Source organism: Microbulbifer maximicatervae (SeqCode) (assembly GCF_052467615.1).
In genome coordinates, this window is sequence record NZ_CP174319.1 from 5085402 (window position 1) to 5110866 (window position 25465).

At 46.7% G+C, this 25465-nt stretch carries 20 protein-coding genes, 1 tRNA gene and 1 pseudogene; 13 read left to right on the plus strand and 9 right to left on the minus strand.

The features are described from left to right. Positions 1 to 15 precede the first annotated feature (15 nt). From ACJJIM_RS22375 to ACJJIM_RS22405, 7 genes and pseudogenes are all read left to right on the plus strand, one after another. Positions 16 to 1248, plus strand: a pseudogene (locus ACJJIM_RS22375) (TonB-dependent siderophore receptor); the annotation flags it as partial. A gap of 77 nt (positions 1249 to 1325) precedes the next feature. Further along, a complete protein-coding gene (locus ACJJIM_RS22380; RefSeq protein ID WP_444912013.1) occupies positions 1326 to 2582 on the plus strand; it encodes a PepSY-associated TM helix domain-containing protein in 1257 nt (418 codons plus the stop codon). 115 nt (positions 2583 to 2697) lie between these two features. Beyond that, entirely contained in the window at positions 2698 to 3282 is a 585-nt protein-coding gene (locus ACJJIM_RS22385; RefSeq protein ID WP_444913414.1) for a DUF6515 family protein, read from the plus strand. 99 nt (positions 3283 to 3381) lie between these two features. Then, complete coding sequence (locus tag ACJJIM_RS22390; RefSeq protein WP_444912014.1) at positions 3382 to 5544, plus strand: mechanosensitive ion channel domain-containing protein; 2163 nt, start codon at positions 3382 to 3384, stop codon at positions 5542 to 5544. A 138-nt stretch (positions 5545 to 5682) separates the two neighbouring features. After that, positions 5683 to 7086 (plus strand): rhomboid family intramembrane serine protease, encoded by a 1404-nt coding sequence (locus ACJJIM_RS22395; RefSeq protein WP_444912015.1) that lies wholly within the window; start codon positions 5683 to 5685, stop codon positions 7084 to 7086. A gap of 53 nt (positions 7087 to 7139) precedes the next feature. Further along, positions 7140 to 7607, plus strand: coding sequence for a cupin domain-containing protein (locus ACJJIM_RS22400; protein WP_444912016.1), 468 nt, complete (start codon positions 7140 to 7142; stop codon positions 7605 to 7607). A gap of 35 nt (positions 7608 to 7642) precedes the next feature. After that, a complete protein-coding gene (locus ACJJIM_RS22405; protein WP_444912017.1) occupies positions 7643 to 8008 on the plus strand; it encodes a thiol-disulfide oxidoreductase DCC family protein in 366 nt (121 codons plus the stop codon). A gap of 57 nt (positions 8009 to 8065) precedes the next feature. Here the strand turns inward: ACJJIM_RS22405 and ACJJIM_RS22410 are convergent, their stop codons facing one another. Continuing rightward, positions 8066 to 9484, minus strand: coding sequence for a hypothetical protein (locus ACJJIM_RS22410; RefSeq protein WP_444912018.1), 1419 nt, complete (start codon positions 9482 to 9484; stop codon positions 8066 to 8068). A 165-nt stretch (positions 9485 to 9649) separates the two neighbouring features. Between ACJJIM_RS22410 and pepB the strand changes: the two genes are divergently transcribed. The 5 genes from pepB (at position 9650) to ACJJIM_RS22435 (ending at position 15838) form a co-directional block, all read left to right on the plus strand. Further along, on the plus strand, positions 9650 to 10939 hold the full coding sequence (gene pepB / locus ACJJIM_RS22415; protein WP_444912019.1) for an aminopeptidase PepB: 1290 nt from the start codon (positions 9650 to 9652) through the stop codon (positions 10937 to 10939). Positions 10940 to 11172: 233 nt separating this feature from the next. Then, positions 11173 to 12327 (plus strand): DUF3667 domain-containing protein, encoded by a 1155-nt coding sequence (locus tag ACJJIM_RS22420; protein WP_444912020.1) that lies wholly within the window; start codon positions 11173 to 11175, stop codon positions 12325 to 12327. Positions 12328 to 12560: 233 nt separating this feature from the next. Continuing rightward, the gene (locus tag ACJJIM_RS22425; protein ID WP_444912021.1) at positions 12561 to 13715 is read left to right on the plus strand and encodes a DUF3667 domain-containing protein; all 1155 of its coding nucleotides are present in this window, start codon (positions 12561 to 12563) and stop codon (positions 13713 to 13715) included. A 67-nt stretch (positions 13716 to 13782) separates the two neighbouring features. Next, complete coding sequence (locus ACJJIM_RS22430; protein ID WP_444912022.1) at positions 13783 to 14829, plus strand: DUF3667 domain-containing protein; 1047 nt, start codon at positions 13783 to 13785, stop codon at positions 14827 to 14829. A gap of 292 nt (positions 14830 to 15121) precedes the next feature. After that, positions 15122 to 15838 (plus strand): CARDB domain-containing protein, encoded by a 717-nt coding sequence (locus ACJJIM_RS22435; protein ID WP_444912023.1) that lies wholly within the window; start codon positions 15122 to 15124, stop codon positions 15836 to 15838. Between the two features lie 62 nt (positions 15839 to 15900). On the opposite strand, the gene ACJJIM_RS22440 is transcribed toward ACJJIM_RS22435, so the two are convergent. Then, positions 15901 to 16176 (minus strand): hypothetical protein, encoded by a 276-nt coding sequence (locus tag ACJJIM_RS22440; RefSeq protein ID WP_444892674.1) that lies wholly within the window; start codon positions 16174 to 16176, stop codon positions 15901 to 15903. A 128-nt stretch (positions 16177 to 16304) separates the two neighbouring features. Then, positions 16305 to 17393, minus strand: a complete 1089-nt coding sequence (locus tag ACJJIM_RS22445) for a hypothetical protein (RefSeq protein WP_444912024.1) — start codon at positions 17391 to 17393, stop codon at positions 16305 to 16307. Positions 17394 to 17899: 506 nt separating this feature from the next. On the opposite strand from ACJJIM_RS22445, the gene ACJJIM_RS22450 reads away from it, so the two are divergent. Then, complete coding sequence (locus ACJJIM_RS22450; RefSeq protein WP_444912025.1) at positions 17900 to 18844, plus strand: GlxA family transcriptional regulator; 945 nt, start codon at positions 17900 to 17902, stop codon at positions 18842 to 18844. A 58-nt stretch (positions 18845 to 18902) separates the two neighbouring features. Here the strand turns inward: ACJJIM_RS22450 and ACJJIM_RS22455 are convergent, their stop codons facing one another. The 6 genes from ACJJIM_RS22455 to rpoD form a co-directional block, all read right to left on the minus strand. Continuing rightward, positions 18903 to 19916, minus strand: coding sequence for a zinc-dependent alcohol dehydrogenase family protein (locus tag ACJJIM_RS22455; protein WP_444912026.1), 1014 nt, complete (start codon positions 19914 to 19916; stop codon positions 18903 to 18905). 623 nt (positions 19917 to 20539) lie between these two features. Next, complete coding sequence (locus tag ACJJIM_RS22460) at positions 20540 to 21817, minus strand: helix-turn-helix domain-containing protein (RefSeq protein ID WP_444912027.1); 1278 nt, start codon at positions 21815 to 21817, stop codon at positions 20540 to 20542. Then, the gene (locus ACJJIM_RS22465) at positions 21760 to 22425 is read right to left on the minus strand and encodes a hypothetical protein (protein ID WP_444912028.1); all 666 of its coding nucleotides are present in this window, start codon (positions 22423 to 22425) and stop codon (positions 21760 to 21762) included. The genes ACJJIM_RS22460 and ACJJIM_RS22465 overlap by 58 nt, the downstream gene beginning before the upstream one ends. Before the next feature lie 289 nt (positions 22426 to 22714). Further along, positions 22715 to 22791, minus strand: a tRNA-Ile gene (locus tag ACJJIM_RS22470). Positions 22792 to 23076: 285 nt separating this feature from the next. Next, on the minus strand, positions 23077 to 23496 hold the full coding sequence (locus ACJJIM_RS22475) for a diacylglycerol kinase (RefSeq protein WP_444912029.1): 420 nt from the start codon (positions 23494 to 23496) through the stop codon (positions 23077 to 23079). A gap of 90 nt (positions 23497 to 23586) precedes the next feature. Further along, positions 23587 to 25455, minus strand: a complete 1869-nt coding sequence (gene rpoD, locus ACJJIM_RS22480) for an RNA polymerase sigma factor RpoD (protein ID WP_444912030.1) — start codon at positions 25453 to 25455, stop codon at positions 23587 to 23589. Positions 25456 to 25465 lie beyond the last annotated feature (10 nt).

Here is a 25465-nt window from a genome sequence, read left to right on the forward strand (position 1 = left end):
AATGTAGACAGAACCCAGACTTTTGTTGAACTGAAGCAGGATCTTTCCGCAAACTGGTCCGTCACTGCATTACTGACCCAGAATGAAATCGATATGGATGTCGAGGAGATGTATGTCTACGGTACTCCAGACAGAGAAACCGAACTGGGTTTACATGGTTATGCGTTTGGCTATAAGTTGGATGAAAAGCAAAAGATTGCCGATGTGTTCCTGTCAGGAACTTACAATTTGTTCGGCCGCGATCACGAGTTGGTGGTGGGAGCCAACTATGCGGATATCGAACTAACCGGCCAGTCTTTCTACAGCTACTCCGACGGTTATCCGGTTCTTGGCAGTGACTGGGCTAATGGCACAACGGCGCGGCCTGACTTTGTTGATTTTGATCCTTATAAAGATGGCCACGAAGACGATCAAGAACACAAGTCCCTGTACTTTGCCACTCGTTTGAATATTACCGACAGTCTGTCTTTATTGGCCGGCGCGCGTAAAATGGAAGTGGAACAATCCGGCTACAATTATGGTGTTGATGCTGACACTTCGGCGGATGAAACTGTTCCCTATGTAGGGGCCACTTTTGATTTGAACGATAGTTTCTCATTCTACGGTAGCTATACTGAAGTCTTTACCCCGCAGTCTTGGGTTAACCCTGAATTTAAACCACTGGGCGCCGCAGAGGGAGACAGTTCCGAGGTGGGGTTTAAGTACTCCCTTGCGGGTGGACAAGCAACGGCTAGTGTTGGGCTATTTGAATCCAACCTGAATAATCTCGGTGAATACCTAGATAAGGTTGATGGAAAGAATGTTTACGAGAGTGGTGATTTCACTACAAAGGGCGTTGAGCTGGAGCTAATCGGTTCAATTACCGAGAATTTCAATATCAGCTTTGGCTTTACCCACTTAAGTGAAGTAGTCAATAAAGACGGTGAGGAAGATCGCACTTATATTCCGCGCAACACCCTGAAGGTGGCCGTGGCTTACGATTTACCTCAAGTTCAAGGCTTGAAGTTCGGCGGCGGTATCAATTGGCAGGATGATATTTACACTGAGCCTGCCGAGGGTGTTCGTGTAGAGCAGGATAGCTATGCGTTGCTCAGCGCCTTTGCCAAGTACGATATTTCTGATGCTTTAACGGTTGGCCTCAATATTGATAACCTGACCAACGAGAAATATATCAACAGCCTCTATTGGACCCAGGGCTATTACGGCGCTCCGCGTCAGGCACAGTTGAGTGTGAGCTGGCGCTACTAAGGCGCCTAGTTAACTCCGTTGCAGTTTAACCCGGTACTTGTGCCGGGTTTTCTGTTTTTTAGTTTTAGGTAAATGTTATGCGTCAAACCCTGGTTCTTTTACATCGTTACCTGGGGCTTGCTACTGCGGTCTTCCTGATAGTCACCGGGCTAACCGGCGCTATTATCTCCTGGGATCACGAACTGGATGAGTGGCTCAATCCCCACTTATATAAAACTACTTCCAGCGGCGAACCCTTAGCCTCTATCGAGTTGGCAGAACGGCTTGAAGAGTCCTTGCCGCAAGTCCAAATATCCTATTTTGAATTAGTACAGGAGCCTGGGCATACCCAGTATTTCTGGGTAGAGCCTCGAATTGACCCCGCTACCGGTCAATTCTTTGCGGTGGATTACAACCAGGTATTTGTCGATCCGACCAGTGGGGAAATTGTTGGTAAGCGCGAATGGGGACGTGTCTGGCCGATAACAACTGAAACACTGATGTCGTTTTTGTACAAGCTGCATTACAGTTTTCATATTCCTGAATTTTGGGGCACTGATCACTGGGGGATTTGGCTGCTGGGCGTTATTGCACTGGTATGGACAATCGATTGCTTTGTGGGACTAGCGGTGACTTTACCTCGTCGCAAGAAATCCACCCGAAAGCCATCTCGGACTTGGTGGCAGCGATGGAAGCCCGCATGGATGATTAAGGCCGGCGCTGGGCGTGCCAGGCTCACATTTGATTTACATCGTGCGTTCAGCCTGTGGACCTGGGCGCTGCTGCTGACAATTGCATTTACGGCCTTCTCACTGAATCTCTATCGAGAAGTGTTTTTTCCTCTGATGTCGCTGGTATCAGATGTGACTCCGTCGCCCTTGGAAGAGCGCACACCCAACGATCACAGCAATCCAATTACCCCCTCGTTGTCTTTTCGGGATATAGCCGCGATTGGAGAAAACCAAGCTGCGCAGATTGGCTGGCAGCAACCGTTGAATTCCCTGTGGTATGCCCGGGAGTGGGGGATATATCGGGCTGAATTTTTTGATGCCAGCGCAGGGCATGGTGCCGGGGGGGTTGGTCACAAGGCTCTATTTTTTGATGGCCACAGCGGCGAATATCTCGGAGACTTTATCCCCTGGGAAGGGACGGCAGCAGACTTATTTGTACAGGCGCAATTCCCAGTGCATTCCGGTAGGATCCTCGGTCTCCCTGGTCGCATACTGATTTCAATTATGGGGGTGGTGATTGCGATGTTGAGTGTGACTGGAGTTTTAATCTGGTTACGTAAACGTCGTGTGGCAGTCAGTAGTCGGGTGGATAGCAGGTCTCCCTTGCCGAGTACTGCTGTATAACTCTATTGGTTAGACCAGTGGTAATTGGAGCAATTAATGGCGCTCTAGTTACCGCTTGGGATAGCCTTGGGGATGACTTGTTCGCACCATACCCTTAGCGGATTGCAATTTGCTGATGACATTAGCCATGCGATCCCTGCTTACCCTATTTCTTGTATTCTTCTGTTCTGTTTCGGAGTCTCAGGTTCGATCGGGCCACCTGCCTCCCGGAGCTGAGTCTATCGAAGTGAATAACCAGACAGTTTTTTATAAAAATGGTTATTTCTACCGCAAAGGCCCCGACGCCTATACCCGGATTGAGCCGCCTCTGGGAGCTCGGGTCTCCCGAGTACCTTTTGGAACCCCCATTACATTGGGTAACAAGCATTATATGCTTGCGGGTAATGGTACCTTTTTCTTATTAGACCCCAGAGACAATCAGTATGTGGTGGTCGCGCCTCCTCCCAATTGGCAGCATGTTAATCGCAATCCCCTAGCTCCGAAAAAGAAAATATATCCCCGAGCGTATCCGCCCCGCCATTTGCGGCACCGCTCAGAGGGTAAACGAGTCGATCGTAAGGATTGGGATATTTACTGTGAAGCCCGGGCGGCAAATTTGCTGCGCAGTACGGGTGAGCCTGGTAAAACAACCAGGCGGGCTATGCGTGAATATCGCAAGGTATACAGAAAATGTTTGCGTCAAAGTCGGCGCTTCAGGTAAATGCATGGGGCAGGGAAGTCCCTGGGCTACACTGAACAATATGGCCCAGTAGGCGCCTATTTTATTAGTGCCGTATTTTTTCACGGATAGAAGTATTTTATGCCGGGTGCCAGCCTTTTTATCCCTCGTTGTAGTGCCGGCAAAGAATTTTCTTTTCTTCACCTCGCCCTTTCATTTCTCCTTTTCTTTAGCGTCGCCTGTCTCTCTGTTTCCAGTGTCGCGCAGCTTCCCGGTAGTAAACCCAAGGAGTTTAAGCCAGAAGTTCCGGATTTTGCTGACCCCTCTGCCGATTGGTGGACTGGGTGGACCAGTGCCTCTCCCGAAGAGCGACGAGAATGGCTTAGCTTGGTCACAAAGAGCTGGGAGGAGTGGGAAAAGGATTTGCCGGAGGATGAGGCCTTACAGGAAGGCGCAGAAAAGATTAGCCAAAGTTTACAAGGGATCGCAATTACCTGGAAAAAACGAGAGGAGTACCTGAAAGTTCCTTTAATGCCGGATGTGGATTTTCCAGAAAACCCAACGGTATTGAACTGGGCCAAGGCTGATTCTGCCATTAGCCGTGGCCGACGTAGGTTGAAAGGCGTAGAACTGGAGGCTCGCCAACTTAAATCAACCCAGTCCCAGTCTCTATCTTTACTGCGTAAACAAGTGATTGTACTGCGGGATTCCAGTGGACGAGAGGAGGATGAGGCGGCGCAGGCCCTACTTTTAGCCCAAATAAATCACCTAAATATTATTGAGCAGCTGAGTACCGTTAATACTTTCTTGGGAACCTGGCGGGAAAAGATTAACAGCGCAGAAATTAAATTGCGGAGACTTCTGGATACCCTCGTCTACTCCAGTAAAGATGCAGAGGAAATAGATAAGGATATTGCCGCGAACGAAAAGAAAATCGAACGTATTTCTGCGACCCGTACCAGTATTCAAAGCACTACAGAACCCTCCACTGACCCCACCATCAATATGCAGAAAGACCTCACCCTGATGCAGCTTGAAGTGGACTTGTTGGAGGAGCAGCTGGAAAAACGCAAAAGTGAGTTGCTGCAATCCATCAATGAGGTCCTGAATGAAGAGGGCGAAGAGCGCCCCCTGATTATCAGTCGGGATTTGTTGGAAAATGCCAACTCTGTGATTGAAAGTGCGTCGCGGGAGCTGGCAGTGCGCCAGCGTCAAGTGGTGGCCTGGCGCGAAGATGAAGAGAATGAAGACCTGAGTCGCTGGTGGTCTTACTTTGAGCGTATTGGCAGTGGCCTGGCCCGCGCCAATGACCTCGAGCAGGATATTCAGCGCTATGAAAAGGCCCAGCTGGAGGTTTACAAGGAGCGCCAGGGTTGGTGGGCAACAGTGCGCGAACGAGTGGCACTGGGCGCAAGACAAGCTTATAACCGCTGGCGTAAGTTGGCGGATTATCAGCTATTTACCGTTGCCCAGAATCCGATAACCCTGCGTTTGATCGCCAAGATGATCGTGGTCCTGGTGGGGGCCTGGCTATTGTCTGGACTCACCCAGGCCTTCCTGCGCCGGCTTGTGCGCAGGGAGCATGCCAGTGAATCCTCCATGTACAATCTTGGGCGGGTGCTGCATTACATCTTTATTTCCGCGGCCCTGATTGTGGTGCTCAGCATGTTGGGCCTGGATACCTCCAAGTTGGCCCTGGTCGCTGGAGCCCTGTCGGTCGGTATTGGCTTTGGGCTTCAGGCGATCTTCTCGAATTTTATCTCCGGTTTGATTTTGCTGTTTGAGCGCCCTCTCAAAGTGGGTGATCTGGTGGAGCTGGAGTCGGGCGTTTTTGGCCGCATCCGCGATATCAGCGTGCGCTCAACCCGTATTACCACGCGGGACAATGTGGATATCTTGGTGCCCAACACTGAGTTTGTTGCGGGCCGGGTTATTAACCACACACTGGATGATCCTGTGCGCCGTATTCATGTACCCTTTGGTGTGTCTTATGCCTCGGACCCAGATTTGGTGCGGGAAGCTGCCCTGGAAGCTGCCGCTCGAGTCAATATCACCCATACCGATTGGAAGCGAAAAACCGAGGTGTGGCTGATGGGGTTCGGGGATAATGCCCTCGACTTCAAGTTGGTGGTGTGGGTCAACAGTAATATGGTGACTTCCCTGGGAGACTCCTATGCCCTGTACAACTTGGAGTTGTTGCGGGAATTTCGCGATAAGGGTATTGAGGTACCTTTCCCTCAGAGAGATCTGCATCTGCGCAGTTGGGATGTTCCGGCGATCATTGGCCGTACCGCCAGGAAGTAACTGGAGTCCGGCTGGCATGACACCTCCGGGATTTCATAGTATTTTCAGTCTACTGGCCTTTGTGTTGGTGCAAGTTCATTTACCTGTGTTACTGCGTTTTCTCTCAGGGCGCTGATGAAATCACAATAAGGGAAGCCCGTGCTGATCATCCCCATCCAAAACAAACCCGACTGGCGCCGGCCGCCATTAATGTGTTTTGCGTTGATTGCCCTTAACTTACTGATGTTTGTTTTCTATCAAGGGGGGGATGAAGCTCGCTGGCAGGAAGCTGAAGATTACTATTTTGAGAGTGACTTACCGGACCTCGAAGAGCAACGCTTTCTTGTGTATGTCAATGAAATGCACCCAGAGTGGAGAGTGCAGATGGGTGTGGAAGGGGAGGAGTTTTTTTACCGGGAATCCCTGGGTAACCCTGAATTCCACCACTGGTTGTTGCCGAAGCTCGAAGCAGAGGGTGAGACCGAATGGTTAAGACAGAGGCAGGAGTTTGCCCAACTGCGGGATAGGGTCAGTAGCAACGCACTGGGGCTGATACCGGCAGACCCGAGTATTGCTGGAGCCTTTGGCCATATGTTTCTACACGGAAGCTGGGATCACCTTATCGGCAATATGGTGTTTCTGCTGTTGTTTGGCTTGTCTGTTGAGTTGGCCCTGGGAGGGTTGTGGTTTATAGGGCTCTACCTGGTGGGAGGATTGGCGGCAGCAGGTCTGCATGTGCTGGTGGAATCCGGCAGCCATGTACCGATGGTGGGTGCCTCCGGTGCGGTCTCGGCAATTATGGGCATGTTCGTCGCGGTTTACGGTGTGCGCCGGCTACGTTTCTTTTACACCATTGGTTTTATGTTTGGCGAATTCAGTGCACCGGCGCTGCTGGTGTTACCGCTGTGGTTGGGTAAAGAGATTTTCGGTTATTTGTATGGAGATGCCAGCATTGCCTACTGGGCCCATACTGGTGGTTTACTTGCGGGTTTTGCCCTGACTTTGGCGGTGTTGTATTGGCGCCCGATGGTGGAGCCTATGCCGGAGGAAGAGGAGGCCCCGTCCCCCCAAAGGGTAGCCTTGGCACGGATTGATCGTTTTTTAGAAGAGGGAAAAATCCTGGAAGCCACTGAAGCGGCAGCCTCAGCGGTGCGGCAATATCCACAGGCGTTGACACTGATTGAGCGCTATATAGAACTGACCTCAGCGGCGCCAGAGAGTGAAGGTTACCACCGGGCCAATCTCACTTTATTTGCCCAGGCAGGAAATCTGGAGATCGATGGCCGTACCCTGGCAAGTGGCTATCGCCGCTACTTGGCGGCAACAAAAAGTCCGAAGGCGCTCACCGGAAAGGCAAACTTACTGATGGCACGGCGTGCAGCGGAAGAAAAGGACTGGCCGTGGCTAGAGGAATTACTGCGCCACTTGAAACAGCAGCGAGTGAATCACCCCTTGATTCCCAAGCTGGGAATGGTTCTGGTCAATTACTATCGTCGCCTGGGTGAGGAAGGCCGCGCGCGCGAGGTGAAAGAGATGACCCAAGATATGGCTGCCTCAGGTTGAAGAACATAATTTGGTATGTCTTATAAATAATTAAGTAATGTATTGGGGGCAGAGTGAGTCGCTATATTTTGACCGGGACCGAAATTGCAGGGATGGAAGGGGAGCGCAAGGTACATTTCCTCAATGCCAATGCGGTGCGTAAAAACAAGTCCCTGGGTGATCTTACCGGCATATCCGGCTTTGGTTTTCATATGATCGAAATCGAGCCAGGTTATGAATCCACAGAATTCCATTGTCACTATTTTGAAGACGAATGTGTTTATATCCTGGAGGGTAGGGCCGAGGTTCGTATTGGTGACGATCACCACCAGGTTTCTGTAGGGGATTTTATTGGCTACCCCGCTGGTGGCCCAGCTCATGTGATGCGCAATGTGGGAGAAGTGACCTTGCGTTGCATAGTTGTAGGCCAGCGACTGCAACATGATGTTGCCGACTACCCAGAAAAAAATCAGCGGATCTACCGAAATAATGGTTTACCCTGGGAGTTGGTGAACCGCGATAATATTGAGCACCCTAAGTAGTTTTCGCCAGTAGAAAAAGAATGGATTTTTAGCTTATGCCTGAAAAGATTCGGGTTTTTTATAATTCTGCTTGTCCAGTCTGTAACGCAGGAATTTCAGCACAAAAGAAAAAGTCCGTCTCCTGCCAAGTAGATTGGGAGGATGTTCATATTGATGAAGATAAAGCGAAGGAACTGAATACAGATTTAGAGTTCGTCCGTGAGCGGTTGCATGTATTGGATGCGGATGGAAATCTGAAAGTAGGCTACGAAGCTTTTATTACAATTTGGGAGAACTCTCCCAAGGAGCAATGGAAGGCTAGAGTGTCGAAACTAGCCGGCCTTAGGTGGTTTTTGAATAAAAGTTACAACGTTTTTGCGCGAGGTTTGTATCTATGGAATCGGGCGCTAAAGCATTGGTAGCGAATGTCGGGCTAGGTTTAGGGTAGCCACCATAGATGGCTACCCATATTTTGCTATTTAGTGAATTTCGGCAGTGCTGTTAAGTACTTTCCACAGGGTATCGATTTCAGAGCGCAAAGCACTCTCTGGAAATTTCTGTCGGACAAAGTGCAGTAGTTTTTTTGCCAAGTCTTCTCTACCCAATCCATCCATATACACTTGTGCCAATAACAGATAGGCAGCATCGAGTTGTGGATAGGCCTCTTTATGTAAATTATTGAGCAGCTGTGCTGCCAATTGGTACTTATGCTGTTGGTATAGCACCTTGGCTAGTGCATGGCGTATCTCGGGCTTAGCCACAGGCGGGCTGGGCTCTGTGGCCATATACAGTTCAGCTGCCTTATGTGGGCGATTTATCTGTACAAATTTTTCTAATAGATGTGGCCCCAGCTCCTGAAGGGCTTTTTTATCATCAGTAGCAAGTAAAAGGCGGTAGTAGCGCTCATTAAGAGTTTCGTCGTTAGGGAAGCGGCGCAACCCTTCAACCAAAGCCTGGCGAGCGCCCTTGAAGTCCCCTTCGCGTAAAAATATTTGCGCTTCAGCCCGAGCGCGCTTACACAGGAATTCATTTTCTTCTAAGTAATTTTCATCATCTTCTTGTATTGAAGCTATTCCCAGTTTTTGCTGTCGAGTTAAGCAGATATATCCCATCACAGCACTTGAGACGATGGAAAAGTAAGAGACAATGGCTGCCGTGGTCGGGAAAATTGCCCAAGCCGGCAGTTTATCGCTGACCACGGCCATTAGTATATTGGGTGCGAAAGAAATGATATTGGTAATAATTAACAGCAACCAATAGGGCCAGCCAATGATTAAGGTAAATTCCAATAATTTGAGTGGGTTGATTGCGGACCTCAAACTATGGGTAAGCGCTAAGGCAATCATTGCAGCCGGCGCTAAAAATGATAGGGCGGCCGCATAAATCATTATGACATTGAGGCTTCCAGTAAATTGTACAAGTTTGTAGCCAACAAAACCGGCGATCAATGTCATTCCAATGACTTTTAGAAATAACATTGCACCATTGCCATCAAGTGCATCTGCCAGTGGAGGGGCTTCCAGTTGGCCTCCTGCGAGTCTTTCGATGACCAAGAGATTGTAGCGGGATACAACAGCTACAATGGCCACCAAAGCGACAAGGGTCAGAAGACCCATTGACGTTATTGCCATACTGCCCGCTGCTGCAACAGCCATGATTGTTAGAGGGCCAGGCTTAAAAGCATAGAGAAAGTAAAATAGCCCCATTTGCCAAAAAGGCTTGGCGTTGTTACTGGCTCCAATATATTCCAGGCTATCGCGGCAGAGCGGGCATTCGGGACCCTGCCCATGGTAATTGGTACTCGAACCCGGAATACACTCGCCACAGAACTGACGGTTGCAGGGCTGGCACTGCCAGGATGCAGTCTTGCTAGTGTGATAGTGGCAGGAATCAGCCATTTATTCTTCCCTAACGAATTTCTCTACTTAATAGTTATTTTGTCTTGGTTCACAGTTTATCTGTCGACTCGGTGGCGGTGCAATCATCAAGTATTTTTAATGTCCTGTTAGAATGCAGGAGAAATACCGATAAAATTGGTACACAAGTTTCAAAATAGGTGTTGTATGACAAAGGCTATGCATATTCATTTGGTTGAGGGTTTTGCGCCGGAACCCTGGGGAGAATCAGCACTGCTGAGCTTTGATGGTAGCGCTGCCAATATTCATATTAGCGCTGCGAAAGGTGCTGTGTTGGTTGCAGCGCAGCGAGCTGCCCGAAAGCTCGATGGTATGGGGGTCAATGATGTTGTCCTCAAAGGAGAAGGCTGGAGCATTGAAAGCCGCTGGGCATTTTGGGCAGGTTTTTTTAACCCGCGTAAATCCAACAAAATTGACTGGGGGACTGATGACAGCGCCGAGTTAAAAGAACTCGCCGCCCGTGAAAATGCCAGTCGCTGGGTTCGTGAAATTACTAATGGTACTCCTGATGATGTGTCTCCGCGTGTATTGGCGGAGAGCGCTGCAGAAATGCTGCAAAAGCTGGCTCCCAGTGCGGTAACTTACCGTATAGTTGCCGGGGATGACCTGCTGCGTGAAGGGTTTGTCGGTATCCATAACGTTGGGCGTGGTAGTGTACGTGAGCCGGTGATGTTACAAGTGGACTTCAACCCGACGGGTGATGACCAGGCGCCGGTTGATATGTGTTTGGTGGGTAAAGGAATTACTTTTGACTCCGGCGGCTACAGCATTAAGCCGTCCAACAACATGGCCACAATGAAATCCGATATGGGTGGCGCGGCCATGGTAACTGGAGGCTTGGCTCTTGCAATAGCCAGAGGTCTCAACAAGCGGGTCAAACTCTATCTCTGCTGCGCAGAAAATCTGATCTCCGGTCATGCCTTTAAATTGGGCGATATTATTAAATATAAAAACGGAGTGAGTGTAGAAATACTGAATACCGATGCTGAAGGGCGCTTGGTACTGGCCGATGGTTTAATTGCAGCTTCGGAAGAAGATCCTCGCTGGTTATTGGATGCCGCTACTCTGACCGGTGCAGCAAAGATGGCTGTAGGTCGGGATTTCAACTCTGTCTTTAGTTTTGAAGATGAAGCAGCTCAAAAGGTATTGTCTGCAGCTTCTGAGGAAAATGAAAAGGCGTGGAGACTTCCTTTAGAGCGTTTCCACCTTGAGCAAACCCCATCCAACTTCGCCGATATCGCCAATGTTGGTATTGAGGGAAGTCCTGGTGCATCTACGGCAGCCTCCTTCCTGGCGCGCTTTGTACGGGATGAAGGGCGCAATTGGGTGCATATGGACCTTTCCGGCTCTTACCAGCCCAGTGGCAATGATCAGTGGGCGCCAGGTGCTAAAGGGCACGGCCTGCGTACAATTGCACGCTTCCTTTTGGATAATTAGCAACCGGCAATTTATGCCAATTTCCCTTCGAAACGCGCCTAATAGTCGGCGCGTTTCTTTTACCTCTCCCTTAATACCTATAAGTCATTAAAAAAAATTGTACTCCAGCTGATAATCGGGATATTAGTAGAGTTCTGCTAATTGAGGTATTTCGGTTCTGGTTCGTTAGCAGATACTTGGGCCTGGAAGCTTTTGCCAGGTAAATAAGATAATCAGTGATTCGGTGAGCGGTAATGAGCACTGCAACCTCTACAAATAATTCGGATTATAATCCAAACCATTGTGCCAATTGTCATGCAGAGCTATTGGGGCCCCATTGCTATGCCTGTGGTCAGCCGGTTAAAGGCATGGTTCGTCATTTCTCCTCAGTAATTGGAGACTTTTTTGATACCCTGCTTGCTTTTGATTCCCGCACATGGAAAACAATACCCTCTCTGTTTTTTAGACCTGGATTTTTAACCGCTGAGTATTTCTCTGGTCGACGGGTGCGTTATGTCAGCCCTGTACGCTTGTTTATCTTTCTATGTATCACCAGCTTTTTTGTAACCCAGATAAACAGTGATTGGGCTATTAATTTTGGAAATGTTGACGTTGAGTCAGTCGATGTTGAAAAAGCGAGCCAAGGTTATAACGACGCCATTGAAGATATTCGAAAAGGCAAAGAAAAGCACGTTAACAATAGTTATGCTGTCGCTGTTTTGGAAGATGTTGAGAAAGAACTGATTAGCGGACAAGAGAAGCTTACCGATGATTTGCATAAACTCAATGAAGATTTAAGCGAGATTGATGGAGGCCAGAATGGATCGGAAAACCTTTCTAAAGAGGAACTGGCCTCAGGGTTGAATGAGACTATTAGTGAGTTAGATAGAGAGTTTCTTCAAGTTGATTGGCTTCCCAAACCATTAGAAGATTGGGTTAACCGTAAAGTAGAGAGCGCCCATAAAAATGTAGAAAGGGTAACCGATGATCCAAATCGTTTCAAAAAAGCATTCTTGGGAGCTCTTCCGTCAACTCTTATAGTCATTCTGCCAATATTTGCCATGATGCTGTGGGTGCTTTACGTCTTTAAACGCAGACTTTATATGGAGCACCTGATTGTAGCGTTACACAGCCAGGCTTTTATCTGCCTGAGTATTCTGATTGGCAACCTGTTTTATAGTATAAGTAGTCAACTGGAAGGGTACGCATTTATATCCTCATCTTTTAACAGCTTGATGGCACTATTAATTCTTTGGGTTCCTATATATCTTTTTTGGATGCAAAAGCGTGTATATCAGCAGGGTTGGATCATGACCCTGTTTAAGTATTCTTTTTTGGGGTTGGTCTATCTAGTTTTATTATCTGTTGGTGCGGCTCTTACTGTATTTTGGAGTTTGGCAGAGTTATAAGGATATATCCTAATAGGATTCCAACCATTAAACGCATAAGCGTTAAATGGTTGGTGTTGGTGAAACTGTGCTGTTTAGATGTTAAGTTATTCAAGCTAAAGAGTTCGTTCGCAGCACCGTCTATATTCAGAATATTGTATTGCAAATTTTTATATCCGTAATTCAGTTTAGAAAATTGGACTTTCGGATTACTTGTGGTAAGTAGTTAAAGGGAATATCGAAGGAAGTAGGTCTTGAGTAGTACGACATCAATAGCAAGTGTTTGTAATGAAGATAATAAGTGCGCAAACTGCTGTACACCGTTGTTAGGTCCCCATTGTTATGCTTGTGGTCAACCCGTTAAAGGTATGGTACGGCATTTTTCATCTGTAATCGGTGATTTCTTAGATACCTTGTTGGCGTTTGATTCCAGAACATGGAAAACCATACCTGCGCTATTCTTCCGACCAGGGTTTTTAACAACAGAGTATTTTTCTGGTCGTCGTGTTCGATATGTAAGCCCTGTACGGCTATTTATTTTTCTCTGTATCACCAGTCTTTTTGTAACTCGTTTGAGTGGAGACTGGACAATCAATTTTATGGATGCTGATGCTTCAAATGAAGGACCTCAGCTAGAAGCGTCGGGTGTCGACCTCCTTTTGCAGGCAGATCGGCCAGTACATACTGAAATTCCTGAACAAAAAGGCCTGCTAGGAGAAATTAAGAAGGCTGAAATAAGTCTTATCGAAGCTAAAGAGGAGGTTGAAGAGGGTATTAAAAGAGGTATTAAAAATGAGATTGTTAAAGGCAGTGATAAGGGGCGAATAATTTCTCAAGAGGACTCGGAGCCGGTTTGGCAGTCATCAGCCAATGATCCAGATAATAAATTGATAAGAATGGATATCAAAGGCCTACCAAAGCCCATGCAAGACTGGATGGATGCCAAGATTGAAAATGCTAACCAGAATATTAAGCAAGTTACTGAAAATCCAAATCGGTTCAAGAAAGCATTTCTTAAGACGCTTCCTTATGCACTGTTAATCATGTTGCCAATGTTTGCCATGATGTTATGGGTGCTCTATATCTTTAAGCGTCGACTATATATGGAGCACTTAATTGTAGCTTTACATAGTCATGCTTTTATATTTCTAAGTATCCTGATTGGAAATATCTTATACGTGCTAAGTGTTAACATGGCTGGGTATACTCCTATAACATTAGCTTTAGAGGCCCTGATAACCTTATTGATTTTTTGGGTTCTGGTTTATCTCCTTTGGATGCAAAAGCGTATATATAGGCAAGGCTGGTTTGTAACCTTTTGTAAATATTCAGTATTGGGGATGGCTTACTTGTGTCTATTATCAATTGGAGCGGTTTTTGCCATCGTTTGGAGCTTGGCTGGATTGTAATAACGGTTTTAGCGATATAAATTGATGGACATTTAAAGTTTACAGTTATATATAATCGAAAGATATAGTGGGTATTAAAAGTCGAAAGGAAGCCTCGGTAGAGAGGCAAGATTATTGCTCTAACTGTAATACAATTTTATTGGGGCATTTCTGTTATGGCTGTGGACAGTCAGCAGAAGGTATTGTGAGACGCTTATCAAGTGTGATTAGAGACTTTCTAAATACCCTTGTGGCATTTGATTCACGTTTGTGGAGAACACTGCCGGCTTTACTGTTATCCCCAGGATTTTTGACGATAGAATATTTATCTGGAAGGCGAGCACGATATGTAAGCCCGGTAAAGCTGTTTATCTTTCTTTGCGTAAGTGCCTTTTTTCTGATTCGTATTAGTAGTGATTGGAGTATTGCTCAAGAGCAGTCTATCCGTACTAGTGAGAATGTTGCCGCAAAAATGGTTCCGTCATCCACAGGTGATACAGAAAAACAATTTGACTGGGATCTGCCTGGTGGCAGGAAATTGAAAGTTCGTGGAGCAGAAAATAAGCAAGAAGTATGGTCGATATCTTTTAATCGAGTACTCTCAATTATTGAAGAAAAAGTCTATGCCGTAGAAATTATGCCGCAGTCATGGCGTCATTGGTTTGATATCGAATTCAAAAAGGCGAGAAGTAATATTGAGCGAGTGTCGGAAAACCCTACAATCTTTGCCAAAGCTTTCTTCGGATCTCTTCCTACAATGCTGTTACTTATGCTGCCAATATACTCAGGTATATTGTGGCTACTTTATGCATGTAGAGAAAAATTGTATATGGAACATGTTATTGTATCGCTCCATAGTCATGCCTATGTGAGCCTAACGTTGTTGCTAGGAACTGCTATTTTTCTCTTGCAAGAATTTGTTGAGCCTTTGTTCTGGATGGAAATTTTATGTTATGGGATTTTGCTGCTGCTTTTCCTTTGGATGCCAATAAATTTACTAGTGATGCAAAAGAATATCTATAAAGAGGGGTGGGTCTCGACCTGTATTAAATACTCGGCTTTAAATTTTGTTTATCTGCCACTAATTATACTCTGTACGGTAATGGCCGCATTTTATAGTTTGGCTGAATTATAAATTTCTGGTTATTCCAATTTGTGATTCTTGATCCAGCTGCGTAATTTTGTTATTTATAATTGTATGATAGATGGATTTCTATTCTAATTATTATTAGAAATACGCGGTTTGAAGGTGTTTGTTTTTTGTTTTCATTCAATAGAAAGCAAAATTAATGCCCGCCAGAAATTTACTGTTTCCATAGATATTCATTAAGCACAGTTTACAATCGCTCTACCCATAAATTCAGTCTAAGTTACATGAATCTGGAATGGGTAAATTTATAGGTGTATTCACTTAAATGGAGGGCGTTATGTTTAAATCTATATTGCGTGTAGTTATCTTAGGGATTTTAGCTTCTAGCAGTTATGCAGATCCAATTCAAGATTTAAGTATGCAAAACTATGAAGCGGGTTGGTTTCCAAATTATTGGCAGGGACAGGGTCCACTGACATGTCGTCGGACTTGTGCAACTTGGGTTGGAGGGGTGCCTGAGTCAGAGGTTGCTACTGACCTGATAGATGATTTTGAATCTACCAGTGTTTGTAAGGTAACTCGCGACCCTGAAATAATCGAGAAACCTGTCAATGACCCATCATCTCACTGGCTCTATGGTAATCAGTTTGACGATAAGTCGGTTTGCTATGTCGGAACTCCTTATGGTGTCAAAGAAGATGATCACTATATGTGTCTGTGTGTATGTAATAAACCTGACCTGATAGTGAGCCAAATCTATGATCCGATCTGGAATCCTGGAACCGGGCAATCCATCATCGTAGTCGATATCACTAATATAGGTGCTCTTGCAGCGCCAATCAGCCAGGCTCGCCTTTTAGATATTGATACACTAGCCAACGATGTACAGGCGACGCCTGCAATTCCAGCAGGTGGCACTGTAAGTATTGTATTTACTTTGGGTTACTGGGTTTTTGATCCGGATGCGGTTTTAGAGGTAACTGCTGACTTTACCAATCTCGTCGATGAGTGTAACGAAAATAACAATACACTGACTTATGCCGAGCAAGGGTAGTAGTAGATAGGGGGAGAGCTTCCGGAACTAAGCCGTAGGGAGCTTTGAGATACTAAATAAGATCAGCTCGAAAGAAACACATTAATAACCTGGCAGCTTTCTTTATCCACCGCAGCATTAGGCTGTTCATTACCGACTGTTTGCTCCCCTGGTATTTTAGGTAGCACGAGATACATTCGTGGATAGTCTCGGACTATATAATCTTTTTTATCTGCACTCAGCCAAGGGTATTCAGCGGCAATGGCTGTTACTCCACGGAGTAAAGCGATACCATCTGTGCAACTATTAGGAGTAGTAGCTGTGGTGAGCATGGCAAAAGCTAATGAAGAGAAGTTCATAATCTCTGCTATCCCAATGGGTCTTCAGACTGACGTTATGTTTATTCTGGGGACAGTATAGCTGAGCTTGATTATGAGCAACAGATAGCTCTATTAAAGCGGCCAGCCGAAGCTGGCCATCTTCTGCACTATGCGTGCTCTACAGAGGTTTCTTCGACTTTCTCCCAGAGGCGTGTCTCTGTCGGACTAATTAATTTGGACAAAAGGTTCGGGGCCACAGAGGTTAGCCCAATAAAACCAACTATCGCACGGAAAATAAATGAGTCAAGCCAGTAGATAAGGCCTATTAACAGTATTGCTATCACAAGTGACGGTAGAGTGGCTTGCAAACGAGACCGCTGAATATACTGATAATCCATTGTCTCAGGTAGTTGTTTCTCGATACGTTCTAATGCGTGCGCTTTTACTGTTTGATTTAAGAACTCAACAGAATGGGTCTTATCCCCGTGCTTGATAGTTATTACATCTGAATTATGGTCACTGCTAAGTGAACTTATTTCATTGAGAGGGATTCGTGCTGCGGTATCAGGTTTACACAAATGATATATTTCTTCAGGGGATTTCCCCGCTTGATAGGCGGATTGAGCAGTTGAAGCCTGTTTTTTCGGGATATCAAAATAGACGAGTTCATCTCCTTCTAAGGCGACGAGGTAGTTATCATCGATATCAAGCCAGGACGTCTCAGTATAAAAGCCCTCGGGTAGTGCTTTTTTTGACTCCCTTACAAACAAGAAGCTTAAAATCCAATATAAGACGAGGCAGATACCTATAGTGATAGGTGCTGCTTGAATCAGGTTTCCTACAGGTGTGTTATTTTCGACATCTCTTTGAGCATTTTGCGCTAATACATGCCCGTAGATGTCGCCCTCTGGAAACCATACTTCGATAGGTTGACCTTGTTCATATTGACTATAAATTACTTTTGAAACCTCTGCGGAGGATTCAAAGTCCTCATCTTCATAGTTAAACTGGTAGTCAATATAGTAATTTGTACGATAGCGCTTTTTACCTTTGCGGCCCCGGTACTCTTCTTCCTCCTCTCTTAACGCTACTACTTCAGCATCTAGAGCTTGATGATTTTCGACCCAACTTAATGATTCATTGTTGGCACGAGAGTAATAGTTTGACAGAAAGTAAGTCAGAATAAGGAAAACTAAAATACATACTGTACGTACCACTGATTTTCTTTTTTGTCCGGGGGGCTTCTGTAACGCCATTTAATACATCCTTACTGTATTTCTTGTGCTTTAGGTATTGGTACTTTTGGAGTAATAATTTTTTTATAGAGTGGAAACTTGGTGTAGGTGCAAAATACAACTGCAGTTTGTTTGGTGAATAAAACTGAAGGTTAACTCTAAATTAATTTTTTTTACTTGACCGGCATCATGGTTGGTTCAGTTGCGCCATGAGTATTTTATCAATGATTATTTGCTGTTGAGTAAAATTTCCTACTTAGGATAAGAGCTGAACAATTTGGTACGAACAGTTTAGACAATAAGAAGCTTACAAATATTGAGCAGCTGAATGTGAGAGTTTTAATTGCTGTGGGATTTGGACTGACTAGCTAATTTTCTGTCAGCCTTATGAGATTGGGTGGTTCAGTTTCATGGAGATAGTTCTATGTTGAGCTAGTTCAGGTGAAGCACCAATGTCGTTTTATGTCGTAAGTGTGTCATAGCAGACGTACCCACTGGAGTACAATTCCCTGTGTGGAGGAGATGCTATGACCAAGAAGATAGGTTTTTTTGTTGCTGATGGATTCCAGGCGTTAGACCTTTTTGGGCCCTTGGATGCCTTTATGGAGACTAATAGTTTCGTTAGTGAGGCCTATACAAGTCGTTTGATAGGTTTAACCAATGCATCAGTTAAAACCGCGTACGGCCAAGCCCTATCAGTGGATTTTGATATTTACCAGGATAGGGAAATTGATTACCTGGTCATTACTGGCGGTACTGGGATGCGGCAGCTGCGCTTAAGTCCTAAGCAGGTAAATGCGCTGCGTGCAATTGCAGACAAAGCAGAGCGTGTCTTGAGTATCTGTACAGGTGCATTCTTACTAGCAGATATATTTCCGGAACAAAAGCACCGTATTACCACTCACTGGCGGCATTGCCGGCAGCTTGCCGAGCAAGCAGTCAATTATCAGGTTGAGCAGGACCCTTTGTTTATTGAAAGCGGAAAACTGTGGTCTTCAGCGGGAATTCTATCTGGAGTCGACTTGGCCCTGGAAGTGATTCGCCAGGATTATGGTAATACTATTGCAGCCAGTGTGGCTAAAGACCTGGTGGTTTATCTGCAACGCAGGGGAGGGCAGTCCCAGTACTCTGATCTGCTTAAAGTGCAATCCAGTGACAGTATGAGGCTCAATCCTCTATTGGAGTGGCTGTCGGAGAATTACCAGAAATCAATCAGCGTTTCCGATATGGCGGAGCGTATTTCTGTTAGCGATCGCCAGTTAACTCGCTTGTTCAAGCAACATCTTAATAGCACCCCCGGACATTATCTAAACCAACTCCGTTTAAACCGGGCGCGGGATTTAATCACCTGTGAATCAGCAAGCCTTGTTCAGGTAGCTCGGCAGGTGGGGTTCGCAAGCTATGATAGCTTTCGCCGGGCTTTTTATGGCCAATTTGGTGTGTCCCCCTCATATTTCAGTAGGAATCGTTAAGCCGCGCTCTCACAAGTGTCTTAGCTTTAAGAGTGCGGCGAGATTGAGAGCTATTCCATTACCACTCGACGCAGATCTTGCCAAAGTGCGACCCGCTGGCCTGGTACTCAAATGCCGCAGCCAGTTCCTCCATAGGGTAAGACTTATCAATCACTGGCTGTATCTGGCTGGCTTCCAATGCGGTGACATATTCCCGTTGATCCCTACGGCTTCCAACGATCAAGCCCTGTAACCGGGCCTGCTTGGCCATCAACAGTGCTGTGGGCACTTCTCCCGAGCGGCCCGTCAAAACACCAATCAATGAAATATGGCCGCCAACTCTGACTGAATGGATCGATTGCTCTAGTGTACCGGGGCCACCGAGCTCAATAATATGGTCCGCACCTTTGCCTTCCGTCAGCTCCATAACCTTTTTTGACCACTGTGTATGGGTGCGATAGTTGACGCCATGATCGGCGCCTAATTTTTTGGCGCGCTCCAGTTTTTCATCGGAAGAAGAAGTAACAATAACTTTGGCCCCCAGTATTTTGGCAATCTGAATTACCGTAATAGATACTCCGCCAGTTCCTAGAGTCAATATTGTGTCGCCAGGTTTTACCTTGCCGTCTACTACCAATGCCCGCCAAGCAGTAAGGCCCGCGGTAGTAATGGTTGCCGCCTGAGCGTGGTTCCAGCCTTTTGGGGCAAGGGTAAAAGCGCTCTGATCGCGCACAACAAACTCAGCGGCCATCCCATCGATACCGTCACCAGGCGTATTGGCAAAATTACCCACGGAAGCCATAGGCGTACCTGCTGGCCACTGTGGGAAAAAGCATGACACAACAGAATCGCCGACCTGAAAATCGGTAACTCCCTCACCAACTGCATCCACGATACCACCGCCATCAGACATCAGAATGCGGCCGTCTTCTGAGGGAATACTGCCATTGGCGACCAAAAGATCGTGGAAGTTGAGAGAGGAGGCTTTAATTGCAACACGGATTTGGCCTGGGCCGGGTGCTCCCGGGTCAGCGATGTCGCTAACCGAAATATTTTCTAGCCCGCCTGGTGTTTTTAGCGTCAATGCCTTCATAGTTTTCCTTCCTTTTATTGGTTTCTTAGTTCACTAGAGAATAAATCAACTTTGGCACTTTTGATAAACTGAGGAATTTCTAGATTAATTGAGGGATAGCCCTTCTACGTCTAAAGGAAAGGTCGTTTCAGGTAGGTGAATCTGACATTATTTAGAGTAAGGGCATCTAACTGAGTTGGATAAAATTGTAATCATCAATAATTATTTCGATCTTTTAAGCTAATATCCTTCTCAGAGTATTAATATATTACTGATTTCTATTGAAGCATAATTTAAGGGTTCAGACTTCGTGACACCTCTGGCACTAGTTTTCTTTGTTGTTTGACTGATATTGATGAGAGCTTTTAGGTGTGTGATCTTGGCGGTCTTGATTGAGGCTCTAAAAAGTGCTTGTGATATTTCAGGGGATGAGGACCGTAATCTACGGTTTTTTATTTGTATTGGCGCGTATTTTTTTTCGACATTTTCAACAAGCGAGCATATTTTGTATTTATATCTGAAAAATTCTGGGGTTCCTGAAAAAATTCCATTTTCTGATGCTAAAGGAGAAGTGAGAATTCTTCAGTGCCACTCGGTCGAGTGAGGGCCTTACCTACACTCAACCATTTTTATAATATGCAGGCTTATCTTATCTTGTTTGCTGGGAATTTTAGAATACTCCCAGTGTTATTTGTTTTTTGATTGCCGGTACGTTCTTTTAGCGTCTCTTTTAACTCTACTAAATTATTTTCAATTGGTTGAGAGGAAAAAAAGTTAGAAGGCAATCCACACAATGACTCTATTAAATACTCTGAAAGGCCAAGCTTGTGAGAAAGTTCAGACTGATTCAGAATACCTTTTGTTACAAGCATTCTGGCTGCTCTATTCAGTAACCTAGGTTTTTCAAACGCAAATTGGTCGTCATAGGGCTCACCTTTCGTCCACCCTCTTGCTGATCGCCCCTTAAATAATCTCAGTTTTTGGTCTTCATCTATTATTTTTAGTTGGTAGCATCTCATAATCATTGCAGCTACTGATACTTTCCAGCGAGGTTTTAGAGATAGTAAAGTTTCTAATGTTGGCCAACTTACCTCTAAAGAAAAAGATTCTGCTGGTAACAAAAAACAACCTGCAAAAAGGTCAGCTTGTCGCTCAATTTCTTTATAGTGTTGTTTTAACATAGATTCATCTATATTCCTATGAAGCACTAAATGACCTAGTTCATGGGCTGCATCAAACCTACTTCTAATTCCGTTTGCCTTATCTGCTGTCACAAAAACATAAGGCCTATCGTCTATTTGGCTCCAGTGAGAAACCCCATCCATTTTTAAGTGGCCTATTTCGTCACGCGCAAATATTACCCCAGCATTCTCTAAGGTAAGAACAACGTCAGAGATAGGCCCCATACCTAGCTTCCAAGTTTTTCTACACTCAGCAGCTAGCATTTCAATTTCAGAATCTGTAATTTTTAGGAATGCTTCTTCCGATATGGTGGGGACATTTACTTTAGGCCAGTTTACCCATTGACCTAATATGTTGGCCATTTCTGCCACCCAATTTAATCGAACTTTTGCCATCTCCCTTGCAGTTTTCGTTGATGATGAGAGTGATCTAAAAAAATAGGGAGCGCCACCGTGCTTGGGTGAGTCTGTTAAAAACCAACTCATTGAAAACTTTACAGCTTCTCCTAGTGCACGAAGCTTATCTTCTTCCGGTAACTGACTACCCTTTTCCCAATTTGAGATGGTTGCAGGGGAAACACCAACAAGGGTCGCTAGTGCGACCCTTGTTATACCTAATGATTCTCTAGCCTGGAGTAATCTCTCAGGCTGGAATCCGCTGACTCCGGTTCTCATAACGCTACCTAATTTCTCTTTGACGTATTTTCTTCTCTTTGCAAGTCGTCTTTCAGTGTTGGCCAAGCCTCGTCCTTTAGGCTTGGATCATGTTCTGTCTCTGTTTCATACTCCATAAGTAGTTTTTGAATTGGAATTTCTAAATGGTAGCCAGTCCAGTCCGTATAAGGCACTGTAATAAATATCTCGCCCGGCTCAGACTGGTTTTGAACCTCTGGAGCGGGGTGTAAAACTACTGCAACCACGTGTAAAGCATCGTCAAATTTAGGAGGAGCTTCTTTAAACAGGTCAAGTGTTACAGGTTCTAAAATTGCATTTTTTTTAGTGAGAAGTGCTCTGTGTTTGGCGCGCCTCGCCCGAGAATTTCCATGGAGTTCGATGTGGCTAAGAGTAATATTTCCTGAGCAGATCACGATATAGTGCTCACCACGAGGAACGGTCTGCTGTACTGATGGTTTTCCTTTCGCCAGCGCGCCAGCTAAAGCATCATCAATATAATAGCGTCTCAGTTGGGCGCGGGGGCGAGTTTGACTGGTATTCTTGATGTCTTCTTGGACCCTGGCGTTCGCTTTGGCATACGCGGTACGTATAGCGTCATCTATAGAAAGAATTAGTTCTCTATCTAAGTGCTTGGCTATATAGCGGATTAAGCGAGACTTCAAGAGTTCAGTCATTTGTCACAGTCCATTGTGTTTAGTTAAGCGGAATTGTTGCCTGAATATTTTAGTTTTGCAAGTGCTAGGGTAGCTTATGCTCTATTTCTTTCTGGGTGGCTGTGGTAACTATTAGTCGAATTTTTATGAAAATAAAGAAGGCTAGGTATCTAAGTCCCTATATGGAACGGGGCGTAAATCTTTACAGGGTTAATAGGGGTAATTTTTTCAAATTAATTGAAGAGTGGTTATCGGTTAAGGAGAGCCTGTTTAAACACTGTAAAGTATTTAGAGTTTTAGAAGAGGAAAGTGGTGGGCCCTCCGGGACTCGAACCCAGGACCTGCCGATTATGAGTCGGATGCTCTAACCAACTGAGCTAAGGGCCCACACATTGCTTGCGAGGATCGTTGCAAGCGGTTGGGAAAAGTACAAGATTTTCCCTTGCAAATCAATGCCTTTGTTAGCACTCAAGGCTGATATGGGCAAATTCTAGAAATCTTCTTTCCCTGTTGCTCAAGCTTTCGCCAACAACTGAATCTTTATCGAGTAGACGTCCACCTTGCGAAAGCTGCCAAACACCTTAATTGGCTCGATAGTATTAATTAGAGGTTGTAATTGGTACAGCTGTCTTGTTTATGCGAAATTGAGGTCAAAATCTCATACTAAAGTATTTAAATCGGCAGTTTAGGGATGAGGATACAGCACCAAACCAGGAATGCAGCGAAGAGGGCGACGGCGACGGCGGCGGAGCCTGTGTCTTTGGCAATCTTGGCCAGCGGGTGTTTCTCGGGGCCGATGCGGTCCACGGTCGCCTCAATAGCGCTGTTGATAAGTTCGATTGGGAGGACAAACATCACGGCTGCAATCAATATGGCGCGCTCAGTAGGTGTCTCCCCGGCCCAGAGTGCGAGAGGCACCATTAGGCAGGCGGCAATTACTTCCTGGCGAAAAGCTTCCTCATTGCGCCACGCAGCGACGAGCCCCTGACTGGAGTAGCTAGTGGCAGCCAGGAGGCGAGCAAACCCCTTCTTGCCGGGCTTGTTGGCAATCTCTTCAGATTTTTCCTGCTTATTCGCCATTTCTTTTTGCATGCTTATCTCCTGCTTTCACTAAGCCTGCGCGGGGAGGTCATCTTTATGTCACAAAAAAAAGCCCGGTTGAACCGGGCTTTAGTCTAGCGCTTACTCGTCGAGGAAGCTGCGTAAATGCTCCGACCTGGAGGGGTGTCGCAGTTTGCGCAATGCTTTCGCTTCGATCTGACGGATACGCTCGCGGGTTACGTCAAACTGTTTGCCCACCTCTTCCAGAGTGTGGTCGGTATTCATATCAATACCGAAACGCATACGCAGTACCTTGGCTTCTCGGGCGGTGAGGCCGGAGAGTACGGAGCGGGTGGCGTCGTGCAGGCCAGTTTGAGTGGCGGTATCCACCGGCGAGGATTGATTTTGATCCTCGATAAAGTCACCCAGGTGGGAGTCTTCGTCGTCGCCGATAGGCGTCTCCATGGAGATCGGCTCTTTGGCGATCTTGAGGACTTTGCGCACCTTGTCTTCCGGCATTTCCATGCGCTCGCCCAGTTCTTCCGGAGTGGGCTCGCGACCCATTTCCTGCAGCATCTGGCGGCTGATACGGTTGAGCTTATTAATAGTCTCAATCATATGTACCGGGATACGGATGGTGCGGGCCTGGTCCGCAATAGAGCGGGTAATGGCCTGGCGAATCCACCAGGTGGCATAAGTGGAGAACTTGTAACCGCGGCGGTATTCGAACTTATCCACAGCCTTCATCAAGCCGATGTTGCCCTCCTGGATCAGGTCCAGGAACTGCAGGCCGCGGTTGGTGTACTTCTTGGCGATAGAGATAACCAGACGCAGGTTGGCTTCGACCATCTCTTTCTTGGCGCGGCGTGAGCGGGCCTCACCAATGGACATGCGGCGGTTGATCTCTTTGATCTGGCCTACGTCCAGCTTAGCGCGCTCCTGGAACTGAGCCAGTTTGCGCTGGGCGCGAACAACTTCGTCTACGACGTGGCGCAGGGCATCGGAGTAATCGCGCTTTTTCTTGATGATTGCGGGAATCCAATCATCATTGGTCTCGTTGCCGGGGAATTCCTTGATAAAGGTCTTGCGCGGCATGCGGGCGCGTTTGATACACATGGCCATAACCACGCGCTCTTGCTCGCGCACGCTATCGAGTACGTAGCGAACTTCGCCGTACAGCGGGTCGAACTGGCGGGGAGCCAGTTTAAAGAAGCGGAATACATCGCCAACGGCTTCGAGGGCCTGGCCAGCTTCTTTGGAATCGCGACCGTGGGCGGCGATGGCTTCGTCGGCAACTTTCTGTGCGGCGATCAGCGCGTTCATGCGCTCGGCGAGTTCTTCGGGGTCGATACCGCCGGTAGCTTCCTCTTCCTCGTCGCTGCTGTCGTCATCGCTGTCGTCGTCTTCGGCGTCGTCATCGGAATCTGATGACTCCGGCGCGCTGGCAGCGGCGGCGGCTTGGCCGGCCTGGGCTCCGGGCGGAACCTCGTCGGCGGGGTCGAGCCAACCGGAGATAATATCGGGGATGCGGCGCTCTTCTTTTTCGATCAGAGCGTACTCATCGATAATCTGCTGCACTGCACCCGGCCAGTAGGCCAGGGCGGCCATCAGTTCGCGCAGGCCCTCTTCGATACGCTTGGCAATGGCGATCTCGCCCTCGCGCGTGAGCAGCTCTACGGTGCCCATTTCGCGCATATACATGCGTACTGGATCGGTGGTTCGGCCTACGTCGGACTCTACGGCTGCCAGGGCAGCGGCAGCTTCGGCTGCGGCGATTTCATCAGCGGAGCTGTCGCCTTCAGCCATCAACAACTCTTCGGCATCCGGTGCGGTTTCAAACACCTTGATGCCCATGTCGTTGATCATGCCAATAATGTCTTCCACCTGATCGGGATCGGAAATATCTTCCGGTAGGTGGTCGTTTACCTCGGCATAGGTCAGATAGCCCTGCTCTTTACCGCGGGCGATCAGTTCCTTAATGCGGGACTGTTGCTGGGTTTTGTCGGTCATGCACAACCCT